17 protein-coding genes are annotated in these 17,061 nt (G+C 55.8%); 10 read left to right on the top strand and 7 right to left on the bottom strand.

Annotated elements, in window-relative coordinates:
- Genes HCQ99_RS06780 through pknB form a run of 5 tightly spaced genes read left to right on the top strand, consistent with a single transcriptional unit; the run spans window position 1 to window position 7,797 of the window.
- Window positions 1–1,275, top strand: a complete 1,275-nt coding sequence (locus tag HCQ99_RS06780) for a PP2C family protein-serine/threonine phosphatase (RefSeq protein WP_166987924.1) — start codon at window positions 1–3, stop codon at window positions 1,273–1,275.
- Window positions 1,275–2,672, top strand: coding sequence for an FtsW/RodA/SpoVE family cell cycle protein (locus HCQ99_RS06775; protein WP_166987921.1), 1,398 nt, complete (start codon window positions 1,275–1,277; stop codon window positions 2,670–2,672). Before HCQ99_RS06780 ends, HCQ99_RS06775 begins: the two co-directional genes overlap by 1 nt.
- A complete protein-coding gene (locus HCQ99_RS06770) occupies window positions 2,669–4,150 on the top strand; it encodes a peptidoglycan D,D-transpeptidase FtsI family protein (RefSeq protein WP_166987918.1) in 1,482 nt (493 codons plus the stop codon). The genes HCQ99_RS06775 and HCQ99_RS06770 overlap by 4 nt, the downstream gene beginning before the upstream one ends.
- Entirely contained in the window at window positions 4,147–6,018 is a 1,872-nt protein-coding gene (locus tag HCQ99_RS06765) for a protein kinase domain-containing protein (protein WP_166987915.1), read from the top strand. The genes HCQ99_RS06770 and HCQ99_RS06765 overlap by 4 nt, the downstream gene beginning before the upstream one ends.
- A gap of 42 nt (window positions 6,019–6,060) precedes the next feature.
- Entirely contained in the window at window positions 6,061–7,797 is a 1,737-nt protein-coding gene (gene pknB, locus HCQ99_RS06760; RefSeq protein WP_166987912.1) for a Stk1 family PASTA domain-containing Ser/Thr kinase, read from the top strand.
- A 118-nt stretch (window positions 7,798–7,915) separates the two neighbouring features.
- Here the strand turns inward: pknB and HCQ99_RS06755 are convergent, their stop codons facing one another.
- On the bottom strand, window positions 7,916–8,191 hold the full coding sequence (locus HCQ99_RS06755; protein WP_166987909.1) for a cell division protein CrgA: 276 nt from the start codon (window positions 8,189–8,191) through the stop codon (window positions 7,916–7,918).
- Between the two features lie 62 nt (window positions 8,192–8,253).
- On the opposite strand from HCQ99_RS06755, the gene HCQ99_RS06750 reads away from it, so the two are divergent.
- From HCQ99_RS06750 to HCQ99_RS06740, 3 genes are read left to right on the top strand one after another with little or no spacing between them, the layout of a single operon-like run.
- Complete coding sequence (locus tag HCQ99_RS06750; protein WP_166987906.1) at window positions 8,254–9,033, top strand: class E sortase; 780 nt, start codon at window positions 8,254–8,256, stop codon at window positions 9,031–9,033.
- Entirely contained in the window at window positions 9,034–9,207 is a 174-nt protein-coding gene (locus HCQ99_RS06745; RefSeq protein WP_166987903.1) for a hypothetical protein, read from the top strand.
- Between the two features lie 10 nt (window positions 9,208–9,217).
- Complete coding sequence (locus HCQ99_RS06740; RefSeq protein ID WP_166987900.1) at window positions 9,218–9,853, top strand: anthranilate synthase component II; 636 nt, start codon at window positions 9,218–9,220, stop codon at window positions 9,851–9,853.
- Here HCQ99_RS06740 and HCQ99_RS06735 read toward each other — a convergent pair.
- Both HCQ99_RS06735 and HCQ99_RS06730 read right to left on the bottom strand, forming a co-directional pair.
- Window positions 9,850–10,776 carry a rhomboid family intramembrane serine protease gene (locus HCQ99_RS06735; RefSeq protein ID WP_166987897.1) on the bottom strand — a complete coding sequence of 309 codons (927 nt, stop codon included), beginning with the start codon at window positions 10,774–10,776 and terminating at the stop codon, window positions 9,850–9,852. The two genes, HCQ99_RS06740 and HCQ99_RS06735, sit on opposite strands and share 4 nt — an antisense overlap.
- 106 nt (window positions 10,777–10,882) lie before the next feature.
- Entirely contained in the window at window positions 10,883–11,392 is a 510-nt protein-coding gene (locus tag HCQ99_RS06730; RefSeq protein WP_166987894.1) for a peptidylprolyl isomerase, read from the bottom strand.
- A gap of 220 nt (window positions 11,393–11,612) precedes the next feature.
- On the opposite strand from HCQ99_RS06730, the gene HCQ99_RS06725 reads away from it, so the two are divergent.
- Window positions 11,613–12,122, top strand: coding sequence for a DNA/RNA helicase (locus tag HCQ99_RS06725; protein WP_166987891.1), 510 nt, complete (start codon window positions 11,613–11,615; stop codon window positions 12,120–12,122).
- Between the two features lie 69 nt (window positions 12,123–12,191).
- Here the strand turns inward: HCQ99_RS06725 and HCQ99_RS06720 are convergent, their stop codons facing one another.
- Complete coding sequence (locus HCQ99_RS06720; RefSeq protein ID WP_208317187.1) at window positions 12,192–12,710, bottom strand: NUDIX hydrolase; 519 nt, start codon at window positions 12,708–12,710, stop codon at window positions 12,192–12,194.
- Between the two features lie 215 nt (window positions 12,711–12,925).
- Between HCQ99_RS06720 and HCQ99_RS06715 the strand changes: the two genes are divergently transcribed.
- On the top strand, window positions 12,926–14,308 hold the full coding sequence (locus HCQ99_RS06715; protein ID WP_166987888.1) for an aldehyde dehydrogenase family protein: 1,383 nt from the start codon (window positions 12,926–12,928) through the stop codon (window positions 14,306–14,308).
- Window positions 14,309–14,381: 73 nt separating this feature from the next.
- On the opposite strand, the gene HCQ99_RS06710 is transcribed toward HCQ99_RS06715, so the two are convergent.
- The 3 genes from HCQ99_RS06710 to HCQ99_RS06700 all read right to left on the bottom strand — a co-directional run.
- Entirely contained in the window at window positions 14,382–14,981 is a 600-nt protein-coding gene (locus HCQ99_RS06710; protein WP_166987885.1) for a CE1759 family FMN reductase, read from the bottom strand.
- A gap of 89 nt (window positions 14,982–15,070) precedes the next feature.
- The gene (locus tag HCQ99_RS06705; RefSeq protein ID WP_166987881.1) at window positions 15,071–16,591 is read right to left on the bottom strand and encodes a DHA2 family efflux MFS transporter permease subunit; all 1,521 of its coding nucleotides are present in this window, start codon (window positions 16,589–16,591) and stop codon (window positions 15,071–15,073) included.
- Window positions 16,592–16,705: 114 nt separating this feature from the next.
- The coding region (locus HCQ99_RS06700; RefSeq protein WP_166987878.1) for a prealbumin-like fold domain-containing protein at window positions 16,706–17,061 on the bottom strand (356 nt) is incomplete at its 5' end.

Genomic DNA, 17,061 nt, shown 5'->3' with positions numbered 1-17,061 from the left:
GTGACCCTGAACTTTGACGCCGCAATCGCCTCGCACGTAGGCCTCGCCCGAAGCAATAACCAAGACTCCGGGTTTTCTGGCGCGCACCTTTTCTTTGTGGCAGACGGCATGGGCGGGCACGCAGGAGGCGATGTTGCAAGCGCAACCGTCACCCGTTTCGTTGCCGACGCAGACGCCACCGCAAAGCAGTTCGAAACCGCCGAAGATGCCTCTGAAGCGCTCCGTAAGCATCTGCTGAAGGCAAATCTGAAACTCGCTGAGAAGGTTGAAGAACGTCCGGAACTCTCCGGTCTTGGCACCACCTTCTCCGGCTTCTTCACTGTCGGAAACCAGCTTGGCGTCGCCCACATTGGTGATTCCCGCCTCTACCTCTTCCGCGACGGCAAGTTGCGGCAGATCACTTCAGACCACACATTCGTGCAAAAACTGATAGACGCGGGGCAGATAACCGAAGATGAGGCGCGTGTGCACCCCCGCCGCTCGGTGCTAATGCGAGTGCTCGGCGATGTTGACTCACGGCCACTGATCGACACTGAAGTGCTTGACGCTGAGGCGGGTGATATCTACCTGCTGTGCTCAGATGGTCTCTGCGGTTATGTCGACGAAAAAACAATCACCAGCGAACTGCGCCGTGAGTTGGGTCTGCAGCAGACCGTCGATAACCTCATTGACCGCACTCTCGAGGTGGGTGCACCAGATAACGTCACCATCGCGCTTGTGCGGGCAAATGCCGCCCCCAAACCTGTTGCGGGCGAGCTCGCCGACACTGCCACCCTGCCGGTCACTAAGTTCGTCGGTTCAGCCGCGCGAGACGGCGACGACTCGGCTCTGCAAACTTCAACTCAACGCACGCGCATTCTAAGCCGCCGTAGGCGCAAAGTTGCACCAGCTCCCGAAGCACACTTCGAGCCAAAAGTTGATGAGTATCTCGCAGAACTCATCGCAGAAACAAAACGCCGCACCTGGCGGCGCCGGGCAATCTGGGCACTCGGCGCAATGGTCGCTATTGCACTCGCGCTAAGTGTTATCTTTGTCGGTTACCAGTGGGTGCAATCACGCTACTACGTTGGAACTGACGGCGTTAACGTCATCATCTACCAGGGCATTCAGGCAGATCTCGGCCCCATCTCTCTCAACAAAGAGGAAGAGAACACAAGCATCCCGCTGGGTGAGCTCGGCATCTATGAACGCATCCAGGTTGAGCGCACAATCAGCGCCAACTCACTCACAGAAGCACGCGATATCGTGCTGCGTTTGAGCGGAGGAAGTGAATAATGACCACCGAAACCGCACAACGTGACTTTGCGAGCGCCACACGCAGTGAGAATGTGCTGCAGCGCCTCACCGCAATTCGTGCTCCGCGTAAACTACGTGCGCTCGAGTTTGTGCTGCTCCTGGCTGTGACTGCAATAGGTATCGGCGCTATCGTTATCGTCGACCTGACAGTCAAAGAAACTCTCAGCACCGCTTTGCTTATTCCCGGTGCGGCATATATTGCAATTCTTTTCGGCCTGCACCTTGTGGTTCGCAAAATCACGCCAGATGCCGACCCGCTGATTATGCCCCTTGCGGCGATCCTCAACATACTGGGCATCGTCATGATTTACCGCATTGAAATATCCGGTGAGGTGCGTGACCTGCCGGGAGCTGCGGCGCGTCAAATTTTATGGTCGATAATTGCAATGGTCGCCACCGGTGCACTCGTGTGGCTTTTGAAGAACCACCGCACACTGCTGCGATACACCTATATTTTCGGGCTAGTGGGCGTGCTGCTGTTAGTTCTGCCCCTCGTTCCAGGTATCGGCCACGCTGCTGGCGGTGCGCAACAGTGGATTCGGATCGGCAGTTTCTCCTTCCAGCCTGTTGAGCTGGCAAAAATCGCGCTTGCGATCTTCTTTGCCAGCTACCTTGTGCGCAACCGCGATGCGCTCTCGCTGGTGGGGCGCAAAATCGGCCCGGTCAGGTTACCGCGAGCGCGCGACCTCGGCCCACTGCTGATTGTGTGGCTGATCGCTATGGGCATCCTTATTTTTCAGCGTGAGCTTGGCACCTCGGTGCTCGTGTTTGGCCTGTTCCTTGCGGTGCTCTACGTCGCTACCGGTCGTATTGGGTGGGTGTTGATCGGTCTCTCACTGTTCCTTGTGGGTGGGTTTATTGCTGCGCAGACTTTTAGCTACGTTGGGGCGCGCTTCAATAACTGGTTGCATCCTTTCCGCGACCCGCAGGGTGCCAGCTATCAGCTCGTGCAGGGTTTCTTCGGCATGGCTAATGGCGGGATCACAGGCACGGGCTTAGGCGCCGGATATCCGCAAATCACGCCTCTCTCATACAGCGATTACATCTTCCCGAGCGTTGCTGAAGAGCTCGGCCTGGTGGGCGCATTCATGATTCTCACCACATATTTGATACTGGTGGCTCGCGGTATGCGCATTAGTTTCGCGGTGCAGGACGATTTCGGTAAACTTCTCGCGCTTGCCCTCTCGTTCACTATTACGCTGCAGGTGTTTGTGATTGTTGGCGGCGTGACCGGCATTATTCCGCTGACAGGTCTCACCACTCCTTTCCTCGCCGCCGGTGGTTCATCGCTGCTGTCTAACTGGTTAATTGTTGGCCTGCTGCTGCTGATGTCAAACGCTATTCGAAACCGTCCGAAGTTGGTGATCCGCGCATGAATAAACAGTTGAAGCGCGTTACCCGCGTTATTTTCGCACTATTTTTGGCTCTCTTTTTAGGGGTTTCGATGGTGCAGTTTGTGCGAGCTGATGAGTATCGCGCAAACGAGCTAAACGAGCGCTCTCACCGCAACGCTTTTCTTGTTGAACGCGGCACGATTCTTGTTGCGGGTCAGCCTGTGGCCTATTCGATCCCCACCAACGACACATTCCGTTTTCAACGGCAGTATCCAAACGGTGAGCTTTATGCGCCAATTACCGGGTATTTTTCGCACTATCAAGGCTCTTCCGGTATCGAGCAGGCTGAGAATCAGGCGCTTTCTGGGGTTGCCAGCAATCAGTTCTTTACTCGTATTCAGCGTGTGCTGTCCGGCCAGCCGCCGATGGGCAGCGCGGTTGAGCTGACTATTGATCCGGTCGCGCAGCAAAAAGCGTTTGAGAGTTTGCAGGGAATGAAGGGCGCGGTTGTTGCGTTGGACGCTGAAACCGGCGCGATTCTCGCCATGGCTTCCACTCCGAGCTATGATCCAAACACTCTGTCGTTGAACAACAACGCCGAGGTCATCGAAAACTATTCGGCGCTTGAGCAGAACCCTGATAAGCCACTGTTTAACCGTGCCGTTAGCGGTGATCTCTACACGCCGGGATCTGTGTTTAAGATCATCACTGCTGCGGCGGCTCTCGAGAGTGGTAAATACACCCCCGACAGTTCTCTTGATGACGCTGCCGCCTTCACCCTGCCCGGCACTTCTTCTGTGATGCGCAATGCCAGTCGCGGGGTGTGTGTGAACGGTGAGAAGGCGACCGTTACCGAAGCATTTGTGCGCTCCTGCAATATTCCGTTTGCTGAGTTGGCGGGTGGGCTAGAGGCAAACGCCATCCAAGATATGGCTGCAAAGTTTGGTTTTGGAAACGAAATTCAGGTGCCGCTACGGGTAGCGCCGAGCACAGTGGGCGCTCCGAGTGACGCAGCGCAGCGTGCGATCACCGCAATTGGACAGCTTGATGTGCGGGTCACCCCGCTGCAGATGGCGCTGATTAGCGCGACTGTCGCAAACGGTGGCGAGATGATGCAGCCAACACTGGTAGAGCGCGTCATCACCCCAGATTTCCGGGTTGAGTCACAGCGTGAGGAAAGTGTGCTTGCAACCCCGATCTCAAAAGTCACTGCTGCGCAGCTCAAAGCGATGATGCAGGCCGGTGTTGTCGACCCTGCTGGCTTGGCGCGTAACGCTGCAATTTCCGGCGCTGTCGTCGGTGGCAAAACAGGCACCGCAGAGATTGGCAACGATGCGGCGGGCAATCCTCTCCCCTACAATCTTTGGTTTACCGGTTTTGCCGAGCGTGACGGGCGCAAAATTGCCGTTGCGGTGGTGGTCGAAGAGGGCGGCGGTGCCGCACACAATTTCTCTGCCTTAAGCGGTGATGTACCTACAAGCATTGGACAACAAGTGATGGAAGCGGTGTTGAGCGAATGAGACCTACAGCGGGAATTATCTTCGGTGGCCGTTACGAGCTGAGCTCACGAATCGCCACAGGCGGTATGGGTGAGGTCTGGAAGGCGAGTGACAGCGTCATCGGTCGCACAGTCGCGATCAAGATTCTAAAAGACGAGTACATGGGTGATCCAGGCTTCCTGGAACGCTTCCGCGCTGAGGCGCGGCACGCTGCGCTCGTCAACCATGAGGGCATCGCGAACGTCTTTGACTACGGTGAAGAGCAGGGCTCTGCCTACATCGTGATGGAGCTGGTGCCGGGTGAGCCCTTGTCGTCGATCATCGAACGTGAGGGAAAGCTGCCCGCTAACCGGGTGCTCGGTATCATTGCGCAGACTGCTACCGCGCTGCAGGCTGCGCACGATGCCGGTCTCGTGCACCGCGATGTGAAACCGGGCAACCTGCTGATCACGCCCGAAGGTCGCGTGAAGATAACAGATTTCGGGATCGCCCGCATCGCCGATCAGGTGCCGCTCACCGCTACCGGGCAGGTGATGGGAACCGTCCAGTATCTCGCACCTGAGCAGGCTTCAGGGCAAATCGCGACCGCCGCCACCGACATTTACTCACTCGGTATCGTCGCATACGAGTGCCTCGCTGGCCGCCGTCCCTTCACCGGCGAAAGTCAGGTTGCGATCGCAATGGCGCAGATAAACGACACACCGCCTGATTTACCTGCTGAGGTGCCGGTTGCCGTGCGCAACTTGGTTTACAGCTGCCTAGCAAAAAAGGCTGCGGATCGGCCAGGAACCTGCGCAAAACTTGCCCGTGCGGCCACAGCTTTGCACCGTGGCGACGTTAATGCAGCGGCGGCGGTTGTGCCCCAGGTGCTTGGCGCTGCCGCAGCAGACACAGCTAACGATGCAGCAACCACTGTAATGCCGGCACAAACCTCCGCGCAGACGCAACTGCTGCAGCCACCGGCTGGGAACGATGCGACGACTGTCGCGCTCCCTCGCACGAGCGCCGCAGCTGGCGCACCCCTCGGGGCGGCTGCCGGAATGACGAGCGCGGCTCCTGCCGCAGCGAGCGTAAACGGCGCCGCTAACCAAGCTGAGCCGCAAGAAAAAAAGAAAAGCCCGTGGCGCTGGCCGCTTATTGCTCTGCTAGTGTTCCTCCTGCTTATTGGTGGCGGCACACTGTGGGCGGTGACAAACGCGAATCAGAATAGCAAGCCTGAGCCGGCCCCAACCGCCCCGAAGAAACCGGAAAAGAAGACCGAAGAAGAGAAAGACAGTGCTGCTATTACCGGCGCTGATTATGTCGGTCAAACCTGTGAGGCAGCGCTTGCAGCGTTACAGGCTAAAGGTTTCACCAACATTGTTTGTGAGGAGGGCAGCCCAGTCGTTGATGCGGAGGCGGGCACTGTGCTCAGCGTCAGCCCAACCGGTCAGGATGTGCCGCTAACTCAGGCAATCACCCTCACCGTTGGCGCACGCTACGCCGACACACCAAGCCCGTCCGGTGTGGCAACCGTCACCTCGGGCACTACCGTGCGTGTTGGTGACACCTACACGGTCAGCTGGCCCGACCAGCGGGCACTCTGCCAGACCGGTCTCAGCCTGACCGGTTACCGCATCCTCGTTGAGGGTAATTCAAGCGTTGTGAAAGAGCCGGGCGCCCAGGTCAGCGCAACTCTGCGCGCTGACAACACTCCTGGCACAACCCGCGTCGCTTTCGCCGCTGTGTGTGGGCGAGACGGTGTTTCTGAGCGCCAATCACCGTGGTCAGAGTTTGCAAACATCAACATCCAGGAAGCTGCGCCCGCGCCAACTCCTACACCAGCCCCAGCGCCTGACAACAATGGCGATAACGGGAACGGTGCTGGCAATGGCGGAACCGATAACTAAGTTAGACAATTAACGCCGATCCGCAAGAAAGTTTTAAGGGAAGTGAACGAGAAACCGCACACAACAGCAACCCGCACCCTTGCCGACCGGTATGAACTTGGTGAGTTTATCGGCCAGGGTGGCATGGCAACCGTGTACCGCGGGGTTGACACTAAACTCGGGCGCCAGGTTGCGGTGAAGATCATGAAAGCTGATCTCGCCGACGATGAAGAGTTCCGTGAGCGGTTTCATAGGGAGGCGCAGAACGCTGCCCGCATGACGCATCCGAGCATTGTGCGCGTGTATGACGCTGGCAACGATCTGATTCAAACGGCTGCCGGCGCCAAGCAGCTGCCGTTTATCGTCATGGAATATGTTGGCGGGCGCAATCTCAGACAGCACCTCGCTGAGGGTGGTGTGAGTGTTGAAGAGGCTTATCGCATCACTAATTCTGTGCTCACCGCACTAGAGTATTCACACCGCGCAGGTATTGTGCACCGTGATATTAAGCCTGCAAACATTATGGTCACCCCTGAGGGGCGGGTGAAGGTGATGGACTTCGGGATCGCGCGGGCGGTATCCGACACCTCAAGCTCACTGCAGCAAACAACGCAAATTCTTGGCACTGCCGCCTATTTCTCGCCTGAACAGGCAAAGGGTGAGACTGTCGACACACGCACCGACCTTTACGCTACCGGGATCATGCTCTACGAAATGCTTACCGGATCGGTGCCGTTTAAGGGCGAATCTGCCGTCGCGGTTGCCTATCAACACGTGAGTGAACGCCCGCGGCCACCGCGAGATCTGCGCCCTGAGCTGAGTGAGCCCTTAAATCGCGTAGTTTTGCACTCGCTAATTAAGGATAAGAATCGCCGCTTCCAGTCGGCGAATGAATTTCGAACTGCGCTGCAGGCGGCGATGCGCGGCGAGATGCCCCAGCTTGGCAACGATGATGTCGAAACTATGGCGCTCGGGCCAAGCAGCGCAACCACGCAGGCGGTTACTGAGCGACAGATTGCCCGGCAGGGAGCGCGGCATGTGGAGACTCGCCCACCACGCACTTGGATTTGGTTGCTCGGCTGTGCGCTTGTGACGGTTGTTGCAGCGGTTGCGCTGTGGCTGATTTTCCTGTCTCCGAAAGAAATTTTTGCTTCAAACACTCGTGTTGTGCCCGATGTTGTTAACGTGGAGCGCGAACTCGCAATAAAAGAGATTGAAGATTTAAACCTTGTTGTTGTAACCGCTGATGAGCCGAGTGACACGGTAGCTGTCGGTAAAGTCACCCGCACCGATCCGGTAAGCGGCACGGAGGTGACTAAGGGTGATGCGATAACTGTTTATGTTTCGAGCGGCCCTGACGGACACAATATTCCGAGTATCGAGGGGCAGCAAATTGAAGATGCCACAGCGCAGCTTGAAGAGCTGGGTTTTGTTGTTGGCACGGTAACCGAGCGTGACGATCCAAGCTCACCGAAGGGTTTGGTGCTGGAGGTGACTCCGGCTGTTGGTACTTTTATAAAAACCGGTGGCTCGGTAGCGCTTACTGTTTCCAGCGGCGCGGTTGATGTGCCCGATGTGAAGGGGCAGTCTCTCGCCGCTGCGCGTGCAATTTTGAACAATATGGGTTTGACTGTAGTGCCGAAGCCTTTGGAGTGTGCGGTCACCTCAGAAGACAGCCTGTCTGTTGTTGAGCAGTCGATTGTTGGTAAGGCGCCACAGCGCAGCTCAGTCGAGATTGGTTACTGTGTTGGCACCGCGCCAGCACCCGCAGACGGTGACGCAGACAGCGGTAATAACTAGATCACCGCTGTTTAAGCACCTGGGCAGGTCTCTGTCTCGCTAGTTATCAACAGCTTATTAACAAGCTGGGGAGAATTACACCGGTGTAATTCGGCTGTTCGCGACTCTAAAGGTGACCCTAACGCCAGCGGGTGGTCATAAAGAAACCAGCCATTATCAGGCCAAAGCCCACCAGAATGTTCCACTGCCCGAGCTGTGGCACAGGCAGCGCCAGGGTAGCACTGGTGATGTAGTAGACAACGATCCAAAGCAGACCAAGAATCATCAAACCGAGCATAACCGGCTTGAACCAGACCGGATTTGGCAGTGGGTCACCGTTTCGTTCCGCCAGTTCGCGGGCGTTACGTCGGTCAACTGCCGCCTGCTCACGCTTCGAAAGTTGTTTTTCAGACATGCTTGTTATTTTACGGTAAACTCACGATTTTATGTTCCTGCCGTTGGCATACAATTGAATTTATGTCTCGTACGCGTGCAAAACTCTCCCCCTTCACCGTCATCGGTGAGCTACTTTTGCTCGGCGGTCTGGGAGTCTTTGGATTTCTGCTCTGGCAGCCGTGGTACACCGCAAACGTTGTGGCGGTAGCACAGAGCCACGTTGCAACAAACATATCTGCGCAGTGGGTTAATGCAGAACCACGCAAATTTGAGGGCGAGATTCCGGTGCCTGTGCCAAACAGTGACACCGGCGTCTTCGGCATTCTTTACGTTCCCGCGTTCGGAGACAACTGGGCAAATCAGCTCGTCACGAACCGCCCAATGAACCCTGTAATGGACGATAGCGCCTTCGGAATCGCACACTACCAAGACACCGCACTGCCGGGCCAAAAAGGTAATGTCGCTTTCGCTGCGCACCGTTCAGGCGGGCACATTACGCCCTTCCGTGATGTTGATTTCTTGCGTGTTGGCGATCCAATTTTTATTGAAACCGCCGACGGCTGGTTTACCTACCGCTTCCGTTCTGCGGAGTATGTGCTGCCGGACGGGGTCGGGGTGCTAAACCCAATGCCGCACATTCCCGATATTTATGCCGATCAGGATATTCTCACTTTCACGACCTGTAATCCAAAGTATTGGGGCGCCGACGAGCGGATGATTGCCTACTCGGTGTTTGAAAGCTTCACCCCCCGCGCTGACGGCCCGCCAGCCGAGTTGGCGCAGGTGAATTCAAATGTTGCAGAGTCTGCTAAATCTCACAGCAACGCCACAACTCATTTTGCAGCTAGAGGGGATCACTAAGTGTTTTCACTTATTTGGAGATTTTTTCCCGGCCCAGCCTGGGCGCGTGTGCTGGCGATGCTCCTGATTGCCGCGGTGCTTGTGTGGGCACTTGTGTTCTATATTTTCCCGGCGATCCAGGAACTAATTCCACCACCGCTCTCAGCGCTTGATGATCCGAACGTCCAACAGTAGCGGAGCAAATATGACTCGAATTCTAGTTATCGACAACTACGACAGTTTTGTCTACACACTGGTCGGCTACATCAATGAGTTGGGCGCCGAGACCGTAGTGCTCAGAAATGATGAGATCACAGCAGCAGAGCTTGCGGATCGCCTGCCCGAGTTTGACGGTATCTTACTGTCTCCAGGGCCGGGCAACCCGGCACAGGCCGGCGTTACTGTGCCAGCGGTGTCGATTGCTGCCGCGCAACAAAAACCACTGTTGGGGGTGTGCCTCGGGCATCAGGCGCTAGCTGAAGCATATGGCGCGACTGTGACGCACGCAGAAGAACTGATGCACGGTAAAACCAGTCGGGTGACACACACGGGTGATGATTTCTTTGCCGACGTGCCCGAAGTCTTCACTGCCACGAGATACCACTCACTCGCGGTGCTGAAATCAACGATGCCGGCAGAGCTTATGGAAACTGCAACGACTGAGAACGGCTTAATTATGGCGCTGCGCCACCGTGACCTGCCCCTTTTTGGGGTGCAGTATCACCCGGAGTCGGTGATGACTGAACACGGCTATCTGCAGTTGGGTAATTGGCTTGAGATAGTTGGTCTTAAGGGTGCTGCTGCACGGGCAAAAAAGCTGAGCCCGCTCATCACCAACTAATTAATCGCTGCTGCTCCCAGCATAAATACAGACGGACTCACGAAGTAGAAGAGCACATGCAGTGCCAGTAGCACGCCCGTAACGGTTAAGAATGCGAGAGGGGTTTTGCGGGCTTTGCCGCGCTCATGCAAAGCTGTGAGCAGCCACATCAGCGCGCCGCCGACGATTAGGCCTCCCAGATGTGCCTGCCATGAAATATTCAATCCCGGCAGAAAACCGATCGCGAAGTTAATAACGATCATCAGCACCAGGCCACCAGCGTTTACTCTGATCCGTTTCATCACAACCACGGTTGCCGCAAGCACACCAAAGAGTGCGCCCGACGCACCAACGGTTGCAGTTACTGCCGAGGCCGGGTCAAAAAGACTCCACAGCATCACGAAGGTGGATCCGCCAAGCCCCGAGAGCATAAAAAGCCACAGGAAGTTGCGGTGCCCGATCAATCGTTCAAGCTGGCGACCGAACAGCCACAGCGCGAGCATGTTGAAGGCGATGTGTGTGATGCCGCCAGTGGAGTGCGTGAATATCGAGGTGAGGGATCGCAGCGGCTCGAAATAATACGGTGACGAGGCAATGGGCACGTATGCCAGCAGGCCGGTTACCCCCGGGATTACCGACTGTGCCAGCCACACAAGCACACATATGCCGATTATGGAATATGTCACAAACGGGTTGTCTCGGTCAAAAAACTTCCGCGACCCAGAGCGTATGCTGCTCTGCAGCTGCGCACCGCGCGAAGGCTGTGCAGCTGCAGAGCAATCAGGGCAGAGCACACCAACCGGCCCCGGTATCTGACAGTCACCGCAGACGGTGCGCCCGCAACGCTGGCAGAGCGTAAATGATGTTACCTGGGGGTGTCGGTAGCAAACATCACTGGCGTCTGGGTTTGCAGCTTCACCGTACTGCGGCCGGCTGGTGTTCAAGCTCTAAGTCCTATCTGAGTTAATCTTTAGCCGGTTTGCCGCGCTAATTTAAAACCCAAGTAAAACGGATTTAGTATCCGATAGCCAAATAGTTAAGGCTTGTTAGTTAGAGAGCCTCAACAGTTACTGCGGTCATCACAACATCCTCAACAGGGCGATCCTGCGCACCGGTTGCAACAGACTCGATTGCGTCAACAACCGCCTGCGAAGCCTCGTCTGCGACCTCACCGAAGATGGTGTGCTTACCCGTCAGGTAACCGGGCTCACTTGTTGTAATAAAGAACTGCGAACCATTAGTGCCCGCTAAGCGTCCGGTCATGTCGGGGCGCTTACCGGCGTTGGCCATCGCAAGCTGATACTTCTTGTTAAAAACAAGCTCCGGGTGAATCTCATCATCGAAGGTGTAGCCTGGCCCGCCCATGCCGGTGCCGGTTGGGTCACCTCCCTGGATCATGAAGCCCTGAATGATGCGGTGGAAGATCACACCGTCGTAAAAACCCTTTTCAGCCAGATCGACAAAGTTCTTCACCGTCTTTGGTGCGTGATCACCAAAAAGGTTAACGGTGATGTCACCGTGATTGGTTGAAATAGTTGCTTTATGAGTTGCATTAGTCATAGTTACATAGTGTAAACAAACAGTGTCTGACTTATCTCAGTAAACAGCCACTAGCGAACAAAATTAATCGCAAACCCAAGCAGCGTTCTGTCGGTTTTATTCTGTTGCACCGCTCAGAAAGTGCTGATAGCTAGAGACTTTCCTACAAATTAGAGGATTTGCTCAGACTCACCTTGTACCATGTATTAACGAGAAATAACAACCCCTTTTGGAGGACAACATGTCACTCTCACGCAAACGTCGTCGTGAACTTAAAAAGCTTAACAAGCTCGCTAACGGTCTGCTGCAGGAGCAGCGCGAGGTGCTCGGTCACGCGGGTGTTGTGCTGGCAGAGGCTGGTCACCAAGCTCGCAAACTCGGTAATGAGCACCTTCTCCCACGCGTTGAGGGCGCCTACAATTCAGTTCGCCCAGCGGTTGAAACAGGTGTAGGCGCTGTGCGTTCAGTGTGGAATCGTTTCACCAAGGCTGCTACTCCGGTTGCTGCGAGCGCGCTGAGCAAAACTGTTAATGCGCTTGAGCAGGCTGAGCAGAAAGAGCTCGCTGATCGCCTTGCGCGTCTCGGTGTGAAGAGCGGTTTGATCAAGCGCAAGCGCCGTGTTGTGGGCGGCATCTTTGCTGCGGTTGCTGGCGCTGCTGCGGTTGCTGCAGTTGGTTACACCCTCTTCCAGGCTTTCCGCGATGATGAAGAGGTTTGGGTCGCGCCAGAGAGCGACGAAGCCTCTAACTAATAGCTTTCACAACAACCGCCGTGTTACCAGCGTTTTGGTAGCTCGGCGGTTTTGTTATGCTGTTTTACCCTAGGCGCGCCCAGTATTGCGATTCTGCCCCGGTAGCGCTGTGCGCCCCTGCCCGGTGCGGGGTCGTGGTCTGCGCCGCATTTTGCGCCCCTGCCCGCGGCCAATAATGCCCGCCATGCGCAAGCCTGTGTCGACAAGTGAGAGGGTGCGCATCTTGCCAAGATCCTCAAGCTTCACCCAGCGTGCTTCGTCGCTGGATCCTCCCACCTCGTTGACCAACGGCGCTTCAGCAACTCGCGCACGATACACAATGCGGATCGTGTGCAGTTTCGGGTCTACACCAACGGGTGTGTCTTCGCGGTTCATAACTCGCGAGTCAACGCCGAGCAGTTTGCCCACACGCGCTTCAAGCCCGGTCTCTTCAAACACCTCTCGCACTACTGTGTCGCGTGGATCCTCGCCCGGCTCTATGCCGCCGCCGGGTAGGGTCCAACCGTGCAGCTGACCGCGCCTCCAGTGTGTGAGCAGCACCTCCCCACGCCGTTCTATCACAGCGTAAGCAGCCACTCGCGTATCCATATATACGACTCTACCGGAGTTAAATGCGCGTCGTCAGGGATGAGATAATACGGCGGATCCTCAATAGGGTTGCAGGGCGCCACGCAAGATTGCCACCCAAACTAGCTTGGCACGGGGTTTCAGTGAGAAAATACCAGTGACAGCAACTGTCGCGAAACAGTGAGGTGCCGTGGCAACAGCAGCGCGGGCGCGACAACAACAAAAGGAGAGACCTGATGGGCAACTATGTTTCTAAAAACCCTGCCACCGGAGAGGTTGTCGCTGAGTTTCCTGAGCATTCAGATGCTGAAATTAACGAGGCAATTGAGAAAGCAGATGGAGCGTATCGCAGCTGGAAGTTTGCGTCACTGTCGGATCGCGCGGCGTTGCTGCAACAGGTTTCTAAGGTTTTCCGCGATAGAGCGCAGGAATTGGCTGAGGTTATAACCACTGAGATGGGCAAACCTATCACTCAGGCACTGGGTGAGGTAGAGATTGTGGCTCGTATTTTTGAATACTATGCGGTGAACCTCGAAAAGTTTCTCGCAGATGAGCTGATCGAGACTGCGCTTGCGGGCAAAGCGTTTATTCGCGCTGAGGCGATCGGGGTGCTGCTCGGCATTATGCCGTGGAACTTCCCCTACTATCAAATAGCGCGGTTTGCGGCGCCGAACATTGGTTTGGGTAACACTATTCTGATCAAACACGCCCGCAACTGTCCGCGCACCGCGCTTGCGTTCGAGTCGGTAATGCGGGAAGCTGGTGCCCCCGAGGGTGTTTACACCAATATTTTTGCGAGCAATGAGCAGGTTGCCCAGATGCTTGCGCATGATGCGGTGCGAGCGGTGTCACTCACCGGGTCAGAGCGGGCCGGTGCTGCGGTTGCCGAGGCGGCCGGTCGCAATTTGAAGAAGTGCGTGCTAGAGCTGGGCGGCTCTGATCCGTTCATTGTCTGTGCGTCTGCAGATCCGCAACAGGCGGCCGCAGCCGCCGCAGAGGGCCGGCTGCGCAACGCCGGGCAGGTGTGCACCTCATCAAAGCGTTTCTTTGCGCACGCTGATATTTATGATGAGTTTGTGCGCGAGCTAAAACAGGAGTTTAGTGAGTGGGTGCCGAGCGATCCGCTCTCTCCAAATACCAAGATTGGCTCGCTGTCAAGCGCCACAGCACTCGCAGACGTCGATGAGCTTGTGCAGGATGCTGTTTCTAAGGGCGCCACAGTTCTGGTTGCCGGTGGGCACTGCGATGTGCCGGAGTTTCTTGATGGTAGCTTCTATCAGCCGATAGTGCTCACCGATGTCACCGAAGACATGCGAATTTTCCGAGAAGAGGTTTTCGGCCCGGTTGCTGTGCTGCACCGCTTTGAAACAGATGAAGAGGCAATCGCTGCGGCAAATGACAGCCCCTACGGGCTTGCGGCAGCCGTGTTCACTAATGATGATGCGCAGTGGAGCAAATTCAATCACCGGCTAGAGGTTGGCATGGTGTGGCGCAACGCAACCAGCAAGTCTGCGCCGGAGCTGCCCTTTGGTGGTGTTAAAAATTCTGGTTTCGGGCGTGAACTTTCAAGACTCGGCCTTGATGAGTTTGCTAATAAAAAACTGATAGCAGAGCCTTAATAAGCGAACTGCGCGCCGCTATGCGCGTTCGGTGGCGGGTGGTGAGCTAACTAGTCACCGCCCGCCACACTGTTTAGTTCGTCTCTCGGGGCAGACCCCAGCACTCCTTGGCAATTTGTGCGCCCACTCCGCATCGCATAAGAATCGCGAGCTCTTTAGCAGCGCGTTCGATCCGCTCTGTTAATTCTGCCCCAGCCCAGTCTTCGGGGGCCGCGTAAATCGATGTCGGGATGATGAGTGCTCGCATGAAAGCAAACAGGGGTCGCAGATGATCGTCAGCGACCATAACGTGTCGACTTGATCCGCCTGTTGCGGTAAGCAGCACTGGTTTAGCGACGAGCAAATCAGTGCTGAGCAGGTCTATGAAGCTTTTAAACAGCCCACTGGGCGCGGCTTTATAGACAGGAGTTCCTATTATTAGGCCGTCAGCCTGCGCAATCAAGCTGATGGTCTCTTGCAGTGCGTCCGTCACCGTTCCGCCGACAATGCTTTGCATAATGTCACCTGCGAGCGGCGCAAGCTCTACCGCGGTCAATGTCACCTCGTGCCCGGCTTTGTCGAGTGTTTCAACAACCTTGAGCGCCGCCTGATCTGTCAGAGTTTTAGTGGTCGAGGGGTTGCTCGTCCCGGCACTAATAGTGAGCAATTGAAGCGGCGTTGTTGCGTTAGACATGACGCTGATCTCCTAGTGTCTGATGTTTTGTCCGTTATAAACCTTAAACCCTGCGTGCTGGCAGTAATTTTTCAAGCGCTGACAGCACTTCAGCCCTGTTCACCACCGACCGAGCTGATCCGCCGCGGCACCGTGAACCATGCGATTATTGCTGAGCAGACGCACAGCGCAGCGGCTACCAACAGAGTCATCTGCACCGCTTGCACATATGCGGTGTTTACCGCTGTAAAGATAGTTTGATCGTCGAAAAAACTAACAGCACCAGCAAGGGACTCTGAAATTGTTTCACGTGAAACACTGTCGACTCCTGCCGGTAGCTGCAGACGCTGGTTGTAGACACTGTTTATCACCGATCCCATAACCGCGATACCAAAAGCTGCCCCCAGCTCAAAACCGGTTTCAGATATGGCTGAGGCGGCCCCGGCGCGCTCTGGTGGCACCGCGCTAAGAATAACGTCGTTTGTAAGACTCATCGCTGTCGCAGCACCAAACCCGAGCAGCCCCAGCGCAACAGCTGTTGGCCAATAGGGCTCAAGTGTCACTGTATAAGCCAGCAGCGCAAAGGCTCCCGCGGTTAGAAGCATGCCTCCGGCAATCGATCCGCGATAGGCGAATCGAGCAATAAAAAAGCCCACAAGAGCCGGTAGCACTAGCTGCGCAACCGCGATCGGGAGCTCTGCAAAACCTGCGGTGAGTGGGGAGTATCCACGCAGAAACTGCAGATATTGCGAGAAGAAATAATTGAGCCCGATGATTCCAAAAATTGCAACCATGTTTATGAGGTTTGCACCCGTGAATGCGCGAATGCGAAACAGGTATACGTCCATCATCGGTTGGTGCTGCCGCAGCTGGCGACGCACAAAGACAGTTCCACCGATAACGCTGATCATGAGGGTTGTTAGCGTGATCCAGTCAAAAGCGTTGTGCGCAAAATGTTTAATTGCATACACGAAGCTGACCATTGTCACCAGTGACAGCAGCGAAGAAAGCACATCGAACGAGCCAGGGTTTGGGTTTTTTGATTCCGGGAGCAGCAGTGCGCCTAAGATGATCAAGATCACCATAACGGGCACGTTAATAAGAAACACCGCCCCCCAATGGAAGTGTTCGAGAATAAACCCGCCGAGCACAGGGCCGAGCACTCCGCCGACGCCGAAAGCACTCGCCCAGATCGCGATGGCGCGGGTGCGCTCCCTATCATCTATAAAAATGTTGCGGATCAGAGCCAGCGTTGACGGCATTAGATTGGCGCCAGCGGCTCCCATGAGTGCGCGCGCACAGATCAGCATTTCTGGCGTGGTTGCATATGCCGCAAGAATGGAGCTGAGCCCAAATGCTGCAGAACCGATGAGGAGCAGTTTTTTTCGCCCGATCCGGTCTGCTAAATTTCCCATCGTCACAAGCAGACCGGCTATCACCAGCGTGTAGCTATCGCTGATCCAGAGTAGTTGGTTGGCGCTGGGCTGCAGATCTTGCGAGAGAGCGGGAACAGCGATAAACAAAACTGTGTTATCGATAGAGACGAGCAGGCAGGCAAGCACGAGAATTGCGAGTGCCCACCATCGTTTTGCTGCTGGTTCGACCGTTTGCACTGTTTTGTTGCTGTTCATGACACACTCCACAATATCAATAGCACAGCTGCAGACTGGTTTTCTATTCTGACTGTGAAAAGACCCGCCCAACAGTTGTTGAGCGGGTCTTAATCACTGTGTCAGATTTTATGCCTAGGCATCCTTCCGACGTCTAGCAGCTGCAACCAAAGTGGCTCCCGCAAGCAGCGCGAGGGCACCACCAGACAGCAACGCAGGTGCTGTCTCGTTACCTGTCATTGCAAGCTTAGGCTTGTTAGGAGTTACCTTAACAGGTGGTTGCGGCTGTTCCGGAACTGGCGGCTGCTCAGGCTCAGTCGGCACAGGTGGCTCCTGTTCATCCGGCACCGGTGGCTGTGGTTCTGCGTTGTTGACGACATCACCCAAATCAACAGTCACACCATCCCGCTCAACCTTCACAGCAAGCGGCTCCTGATCCAACACATAACCCTCTGGCGCCTTAGTCTCAACAACACTATAAGCGCCATACG

The organism is Canibacter zhoujuaniae (assembly GCF_011752015.1).
GTDB classification, from domain to species: Bacteria; Actinomycetota; Actinomycetes; order Actinomycetales; family Microbacteriaceae; genus Canibacter; species Canibacter zhoujuaniae.
The sequence above is the reverse complement of the archived record's forward strand: the minus strand, read 5'-3'. Positions and strand labels throughout refer to the sequence as shown.